6 protein-coding genes are annotated in these 7,676 nt (G+C 45.5%); 2 read left to right on the top strand and 4 right to left on the bottom strand.

The features are described from left to right. Positions 1 to 338: 338 nt before the first annotated feature. From hemG to CDZ87_RS10380, 3 genes are read right to left on the bottom strand one after another with little or no spacing between them, the layout of a single operon-like run. Complete coding sequence (gene hemG, locus CDZ87_RS10390; RefSeq protein WP_100753480.1) at positions 339 to 866, bottom strand: menaquinone-dependent protoporphyrinogen IX dehydrogenase; 528 nt, start codon at positions 864 to 866, stop codon at positions 339 to 341. A gap of 19 nt (positions 867 to 885) precedes the next feature. Beyond that, positions 886 to 2,343 (bottom strand): TrkH family potassium uptake protein, encoded by a 1,458-nt coding sequence (locus tag CDZ87_RS10385; RefSeq protein ID WP_100753479.1) that lies wholly within the window; start codon positions 2,341 to 2,343, stop codon positions 886 to 888. Positions 2,344 to 2,388: 45 nt separating this feature from the next. Continuing rightward, a complete protein-coding gene (locus CDZ87_RS10380) occupies positions 2,389 to 3,012 on the bottom strand; it encodes a YigZ family protein (protein ID WP_100753483.1) in 624 nt (207 codons plus the stop codon). Positions 3,013 to 3,277: 265 nt separating this feature from the next. Here CDZ87_RS10380 and fadB point away from each other — a divergent pair, with 265 nt between their 5' ends. After that, a complete protein-coding gene (fadB, locus tag CDZ87_RS10375; protein WP_100753478.1) occupies positions 3,278 to 5,449 on the top strand; it encodes a fatty acid oxidation complex subunit alpha FadB in 2,172 nt (723 codons plus the stop codon). A 14-nt stretch (positions 5,450 to 5,463) separates the two neighbouring features. Beyond that, positions 5,464 to 6,636: an acetyl-CoA C-acyltransferase FadA gene (gene fadA, locus CDZ87_RS10370; protein ID WP_100753477.1), complete on the top strand. Its 1,173-nt coding sequence runs from the start codon at positions 5,464 to 5,466 to the stop codon at positions 6,634 to 6,636. 48 nt (positions 6,637 to 6,684) lie between these two features. On the opposite strand, the gene punR is transcribed toward fadA, so the two are convergent. After that, entirely contained in the window at positions 6,685 to 7,590 is a 906-nt protein-coding gene (gene punR, locus CDZ87_RS10365; protein WP_100753476.1) for a DNA-binding transcriptional activator PunR, read from the bottom strand. Positions 7,591 to 7,676 lie beyond the last annotated feature (86 nt).

The raw sequence follows: 7,676 nt of genomic DNA, 5'->3' as shown, positions 1-7,676 counted from the left end.
CTAAGCAATAACTTATTGGATTGTCATCAACGAGTGCCCACACAGATTGATAGGTTTATATTGTTAAAGAGCGTTCGTTTGAGCCTTGCTCGAAACGGATGGCCATTTTAGCGAGTTAAAGTTTAGTGTCAACCACTATTTTCAAACTTTTTCAAGCATTTCTACTTGGCTAGATGACCTGCTAATTGGAAACTTATTTATTTCGAAGCGTTCCCGTGTCAGCGAGGGTGCATTATAGAGATTGCAGTTATGTTGGCAACCCCTTTTTAGCGTTTTTTTAAACTTTTTTATTGTTCGATTAAAATTTACTCTAAAAGGCCTATAAACCGACCCTTTCTTTATAGATTTTGAAATTTATTGGCAAATAAAGTTACTTTTTCCCAGTTAGTATACTCAACTTCTTTACTCGTATCTGTCTCGCCACCCGTCATACTCATGATGAATTTAATCATGGTTTTATCAAACCAACCATAACGTGGATAATAAAGTGCCCCAGCAAAGACACCTATCAACTTAGGCTGCCAAGGTGACTTACTCAAAAACGTCTTAATATAAGCACTGCCTTCTGGAGTATCTTTCGCTTGGTCTTCTTTACGAGCAGTAAGATTGACACAGAAGAATGCTGATTTGGCTGTTTGTAATTGAGACAAATTACGCTCAATAAATTGATAGAGCTTTTTATTGAGGTGACCATAACGAATCGACGCGCCAATCAAAACACTATCATACTGACTGAAGTCGACACTCTCTACTGAGTGCAGGTCAATCATCTCGCAGTCGAATCCTTTCATCTGCTCACTAATATAGTGGAAAATCTTTTTCGTTTGACCTTCTCGGGTCGAATAAAGGAACAGAGCTTTTGCCACATTATCTCCTTAGTGAGAGTTAGCTACGCCAAAACGTCGGCGTGAGTAGTATCAGTATTGTGAATATTTCTAATCGACCAAACAACATAGAAATTATCAGTACCCATTTGGCTTTATCATTCACATCACCAAAATGTAATGCCACTTCGCCAAGTCCCGGTCCTAAATTATTTAACGTTGCCGCCACAGCAGAAAACGCGCTCAGCTCATCCATATCTGTGGCAATTAAACCAAGCATACAAACCACAAACACTAAAGCATAGGCTGAGAAAAATCCCCACACCGCGTCTACTACCCGTTGTGAAAGCGCGCTGCCACCGACCTTGATGGTATAGACGGCGCGCGGGTGGACTAAACGTTTCAGCTCTCGCACCCCTTGTAAGGTAAGAAGCAAAATGCGAATTACCTTCATGCCGCCACCCGTAGAGCCGGCGCACCCACCGATAAAAGAAGAGAACAGTAGTAGCACAGGTAAAAATAGCGGCCACTCGGAAAACCCCGTCGTCGTAAAGCCTGCCGTGGTAGAGATCGATACCGTTTGGAACAATGCTTGATCAAACGTATCATAAAACGAATCGTAGGAATGGTGATTAAGCAAAATTAACAGGCAGACGACAAACAGTAAGCCCTGAATAAAGAAGAAGGCGCGAAACTCTGGATCTTTCCAGTAATATTTAGGGTGAACTCCACCCGATGCAAATGCTGCAAAGTGAAGGGAGTAGTTACACGCAGATATAAGTAGAAACACAACCGTGATCAAATTAATCGCGTAACTGTCAAAGTATCCCATACTGGCATCATGGGTCGAGAACCCTCCAATCGCTATAGTCGAAAAGCTATGGCCTATGGCATCAAACGGGGTCATACCTGCTAGCCAAAAGGCGACAGCACATGCAATGGTCAAGCTAAGATAGATATACCATAGTGCTTTAGCGGTTTCGGCAATTCGTGGCGTCATTTTCGAATCTTTAACCGGACCAGGAATTTCAGCCCGATAAAGCTGCATTCCACCAATACCGAGTACTGGTAGTATTGCAACGGCTAAGACGATAATGCCCATACCGCCAAACCACTGTAAAAACTGTCGATAAAACAAAATCGCTTTAGGTAAATCATCTAGACCAACAATCACCGTCGCCCCAGTGGTCGTCAAAGCAGAAAATGATTCGAAAAACGCATCGGTCACCGACACATTCGGATTATCTACAATCAAGAATGGCAATGAACCTGCGCTACCGATAACCGTCCAGAAAAGAACCACGATCAGAAAACCATCACGTGCTTTTAATTCATTCTTATGATGACGATTGGGGAACCAACAAACCGTGCCACAAAACAGCAAGACAAAGAAAGTGGTCACGAAAGGCACACCAGCGCCGTCTCGATAGATCAACGCCACTAACGCAGGCGCGAGCATAGAAACACTAAAAAGGGCGAGTAAGAGCCCGACGATGCGAATAATTGATCGAAATTGCATGAATAGACTTATTTGTGAAGCGTGGCTTCCGACTTCCTAGTTATCTTATGATTTATCCAATGTGGTAACTATTACCTTGGCACCGCTTCTGTTGACTATGGCCTGGGTAAAATCACTGACTTGGCGCAATTCGATCTCTACCACCATTGTGACCAATTCGGTGTAATCGACTCCAACCTCATGAGCAGAAAATTGATCCAGTAAAGACTTTACGATTGGCACAAAACCATAGTCTAACTCTAGTCGTAACTTTGTGGTTATTTTTTTCTCAATAGTTTGAAGCGACTTAAGGGCTTGTTGTACACCACCCCCATACGCTTTGACTAACCCACCAGTTCCAAGCTTTATCCCCCCCGAGTAACGAGTTACCACTGCACTAATTTCCCCAACGCCACTGCCTGCTAGTTGGGCCAGTATCGGCTTACCGGCCGTTCCGGAGGGCTCACCATCGTCACTAAATCCCCAACGCATTGTATCTTCAGGTCGACCAGCAACAAAGCCCCAGCAATTATGCCGAGCATCAGAATGACGCGCTTTAACTTGTTGAACAAACGCCTTCGCCGCGGTCACACTAGGCGTGTGCGCTAAATAAGTAATAAAGACACTTTTCTTTATTTCTTCTTCAAATTGAGTGGCTTGGGCGGGTATTAAGTAAGGCTGGTCATTCATGGTCTTGATAGGTTTCGATTGATGAAGGCAGTGTAGCATGAGTGAGATTTGAACGTCGCCTAAGATCTGCCCAAGCGCACAATGTTAAACACTTGTTTAAAAAATGTATTGAATTTCACTAACGGCAAGTCCAAACTAAAACCACTGGTCTAACCAGAATATAAATATAACCACTTTCCTTTATAGTGCCTCATGCCTCTTCACCTTGATGTTGAGCCAAGATGCTATACACACAATCCAAGATTGTATGTCATGGAGATAGACAATGATTTACCAAGCCGAAACCCTACAGGTAAAGGAATTACAACACGGAATCGCAGAACTTAGCTTTTGCGCTCCCGCTTCTGTTAACAAACTTGATCTCGCGACTCTTGAGTCATTGGATAAAGCGCTTGACGCACTCAAAGCGCATAGCTCGCTAAAAGGGCTAATGCTAACGTCCGATAAAGACACGTTTATCGTTGGCGCTGACATTACTGAGTTTCTAAGCCTATTTGCGAAGCCAGAACAAGAGCTCGATCAATGGCTACGTTTTGCCAACAGCATCTTTAACAAACTCGAAGATTTACCAGTACCGACCATCTCTGTACTTAAAGGGCATACCTTAGGCGGCGGATGTGAGTGTGTACTCGCTACCGACATGCGCATAGGTGACAAAACCACCAGCATTGGCCTACCAGAAACTAAACTCGGCATTATGCCAGGATTTGGAGGCTGTGTTCGCTTACCGCGCGTGCTTGGGGCTGACAGCGCGATGGAAATCATCACTCAAGGCAAAGCTTGTCGAGCTGACGAGGCACTGAAACTTGGTCTGCTTGATGCCATTGTCGATGCAGAGACATTGCATCAATCAGCACTAACCACTCTTGAACAAGCAATCAATGAAAAGCTTGACTGGAAAGCACGTCGCCAGCAAAAAACCTCGGCACTTGCGCTAAGTAAGCTCGAATCAATGATGAGCTTTACGATGGCAAAAGGTTTAGTCGCACAAAAAGCGGGACCTCACTACCCTGCACCGATGACAGCTGTTGTGACGATTGAACAAGGTGCTCGCTACGCTCGTGATGAAGCACTCGACATCGAACGCAACAATTTCATCAAACTAGCGAAATCACAAGAAGCTCAGGCGTTGGTGGGACTATTCCTTAATGACCAATACATTAAAGGTATTGCTAAAAACGCCGCCAAAGCCGCCAACAAAGAGACTCAACGTGCAGCGGTTCTTGGGGCTGGTATTATGGGTGGCGGTATTGCTTATCAATCGGCGCTTAAGGGCGTGCCAGTGTTGATGAAAGACATTGCTCAAGCGTCACTAGACCTAGGCATGACAGAGGCATCCAAATTGCTCAATAAGCGTCTGTCACGCGGTCGTATTGATGGCTTTAAAATGGCGGGCATTCTTGCCTCTATTACCCCTAGCTTGCATTATGCTGGCATTGAAAACTCGGATGTAATCGTAGAAGCGGTGGTGGAAAACCCGAAAGTGAAAGCCGCAGTTCTCAGTGAAGTAGAGCAATATGTGGGTGATGATACTGTGATCACCTCAAATACATCGACTATTCCAATTAACTTGTTGGCCAAGTCGATGAAACGCCCAGAGAACTTCTGTGGTATGCACTTCTTCAACCCCGTACATCGGATGCCATTGGTAGAAATTATCCGTGGTGAGCACACCTCAGATGAAACCATCAACCGTGTGGTTGCATACGCTGCGAAGATGGGTAAATCACCTATCGTAGTCAATGACTGTCCAGGATTTTTCGTTAACCGCGTGCTTTTCCCTTACTTTGGTGGCTTTAGCCAGTTGTTACGTGACGGCGCAGACTTCACTCAAATTGATAAAGTGATGGAGCGAAAGTTTGGTTGGCCAATGGGCCCTGCGTATTTACTCGATGTCGTCGGAATTGATACTGCACATCATGCTCAAGAAGTGATGGCTCAAGGTTTCCCTGAGCGCATGGGCAAAGATGGCCGCGACGCTATTGACGCTCTATTTGCAGCCAACAAATATGGCCAGAAAAACGGCTGCGGATTTTATACCTACAGCGTTGATAAGCGTGGTAAACCGAAGAAAACCTTCAGTGATGACATCCTCCCACTATTGGCGGAAGTGTGCCACACCGCTCAAGCGTTTGACGAACAGACGATTATTGAACGCATGATGGTGCCAATGATCAATGAAGTAGTGCTGTGTTTGCAAGAGAAGATCATTGCCTCGCCGCAAGAAGCCGACATGGCGCTCGTTTACGGTTTGGGCTTCCCTCCATTCCGCGGCGGTGTATTCCGTTATCTAGATAGCATTGGTATTGCAGAATTTGTCGAAATAACCAAAAAATACCAATCGTTAGGTGCTATGTACCAAGCCCCTCAATTACTGCTTGATATGGCAGCTAAAGGTGAAACCTTCTACGGCACTCAACAGCAAGGTTCAATCTAAGGAGAGATTCGCAAATGTCTATTACAAGAAATGTTGTCATTGTAGATTGTCTACGTACCCCAATGGGTCGCTCTAAAGGTGGTGCCTTCCGCCATACTCGTGCTGAAGATCTCTCTGCGCACCTCATGAAAGGTATCTTGGCACGTAACCCTGAGGTTAATCCAAGTGAAATTGAAGACATTTATTGGGGCTGTGTTCAACAAACACTAGAGCAAGGCTTTAACGTTGCGCGTAACGCAGCGCTATTGGCGGGACTACCGATTGAGATTGGTGCGGTCACGGTCAATCGATTGTGTGGTTCTTCGATGCAAGCACTGCACGACGGTACCCGAGCGATAATGACTGGTGATGCAGAAATCTGCCTGATTGGGGGCGTAGAGCACATGGGTCATGTTCCTATGAACCATGGGGTAGACTTCCACCCAGGTATGTCAAAAAACGTCGCCAAAGCGGCTGGTATGATGGGACTCACGGCAGAGATGCTTGGTAAAATGCATGGTATTAGCCGCGAGCAACAAGATCAGTTTGCTGCACGCTCTCATGCACGTGCACAAGCCGCTACGGTAGAAGGTCGCTTTAAAAACGAAATTCTACCCACGGAAGGTCATGCCGCTGACGGAACGTTATTTATGCTCGATCATGATGAAGTCATTCGTCCAGAAACTACTGTAGAAGGCTTATCTCAACTTCGCCCTGTGTTTGATCCAGCCAATGGTACCGTAACGGCGGGCACTTCATCAGCGTTATCTGATGGCGCATCAGCGATGTTGATCATGAGTGAAGATAAAGCCAACGAACTTGGTCTGAAGATTCGCGCACGTATCAAAGGTATGGCTATTGCTGGCTGCGATCCTTCGATCATGGGCTATGGACCTGTTCCTGCTACGCAAAAAGCACTGAAACGTGCAGGCCTATCAATTGAAGATATGGATGTGGTTGAGCTTAACGAAGCGTTCGCCGCTCAATCACTACCATGTGCCAAGGACCTCGGTCTATTGGATGTCATGGACGAGAAGGTCAACCTTAACGGCGGCGCTATCGCACTCGGTCATCCTCTAGGTTGTTCAGGTTCACGCATATCAACCACATTGATTAACCTCATGGAAGACAAAGATGCCAAGTACGGTTTGGCAACCATGTGTATTGGTTTAGGGCAAGGTATCGCCACGGTATTTGAACGTCCTTAACATCAACCCTCTAAGCATCAACGCCAGCTTTTTGCTGGCGTTTTTTCTTTAGTACGCTTGAAGCCAATCTTGATGAAGCTGCTGGCTGCTGCCTAGATAATTGACCATCCACTCAATCAAACGGTGATTATCGTCTTTACGCCACACCAAACAACACTGACTGAGCGGTTTTTCATCTGGCAAGGTTTTTTCTACCAAGACCCCATCGTGAATCAATGGCATCGCAATATGACGAGGCATATACCCAACACCAATACCATTCTTTAAACACTCAATCGCACTGTACCAGTTAGGTAGCAGTAGTCGACGCTGCTGCGGGTAATGGCCTGTATGCCTCTTGGGTAATACGCTCGAGGTATCATCGAGACAGATTGCTGGAAACTGACTCACAAGATCTTGGTTCAAGTTTTGCTGCTTAACGCAAGGGTGGCTTGGCGACATGACAAATGCCCAATCTAACGATCCCATATCACGGACTTCGAAATCACCGCCAACTGGCACCGCCGCTGTTGCTCCAATAACAATATCAGCCCGCTCTTGGGCTATCGCTTCCCAAGAGCCATTAAATACTTCCATATTGATCTGTAGCTCAGCAAACTCAAACTCTCGGTAAAAGTCTTCAACCAAAGGCTTAAGTTTGTTGAGTTTCACGACATTATCTAGCGTCAGCTTCAGTGTTGATTGCCAACCGTGTGCCGCGCGTCGTGTTTGCGCCTTAATCTCTTCCATTTGCCTGAGTAGCGTACGCGCTTCAGTAATAAACAGTTCGCCTGCGGCGGTCAATTTCACTTTACGCGGAAGACGATAAAACAGAACCACATCCAATTCTTTTTCAACTTGTCGCACACCGTAGCTAATCGCTGAGGGAACTTTGTTCAGGACTTGAGCGGCCGCGGTAAAACTACCAAGGCGTGCAACCGTATCCAGCATTTCTAACGATGACTTGGAATACATACCTTAACCCTTCAAAAAATTTGATTGATAACCAACTATTTTATCGTTTTATTTTATTAAAATCTAAAAATAGAATAGCAAGGTAA

Origin of the sequence: Vibrio salilacus, assembly GCF_002811245.1 — a bacterium.
In the GTDB taxonomy this organism is placed as follows: Bacteria; Pseudomonadota; Gammaproteobacteria; order Enterobacterales; family Vibrionaceae; genus Vibrio; species Vibrio salilacus.
Note: the sequence above shows the minus strand (reverse complement) of the source record. Positions and strands in the feature narration are given on the sequence as shown.

Excerpts from the sequence above, each read along its gene's own strand:
- CDZ87_RS10385 (WP_100753479.1), bottom strand. The coding sequence starts at position 2,343 with ATGCAATTTCGATCAATTATTCGCATCGTCGGGCTCTTACTCGCCCTT.
- CDZ87_RS10380 (WP_100753483.1), bottom strand. The coding sequence starts at position 3,012 with ATGAATGACCAGCCTTACTTAATACCCGCCCAAGCCACTCAATTTGAA.
- fadB (WP_100753478.1), top strand. The coding sequence starts at position 3,278 with ATGATTTACCAAGCCGAAACCCTACAGGTAAAGGAATTACAACACGGA.
- fadA (WP_100753477.1), top strand. The coding sequence starts at position 5,464 with ATGTCTATTACAAGAAATGTTGTCATTGTAGATTGTCTACGTACCCCA.
- punR (WP_100753476.1), bottom strand. The coding sequence starts at position 7,590 with ATGTATTCCAAGTCATCGTTAGAAATGCTGGATACGGTTGCACGCCTT.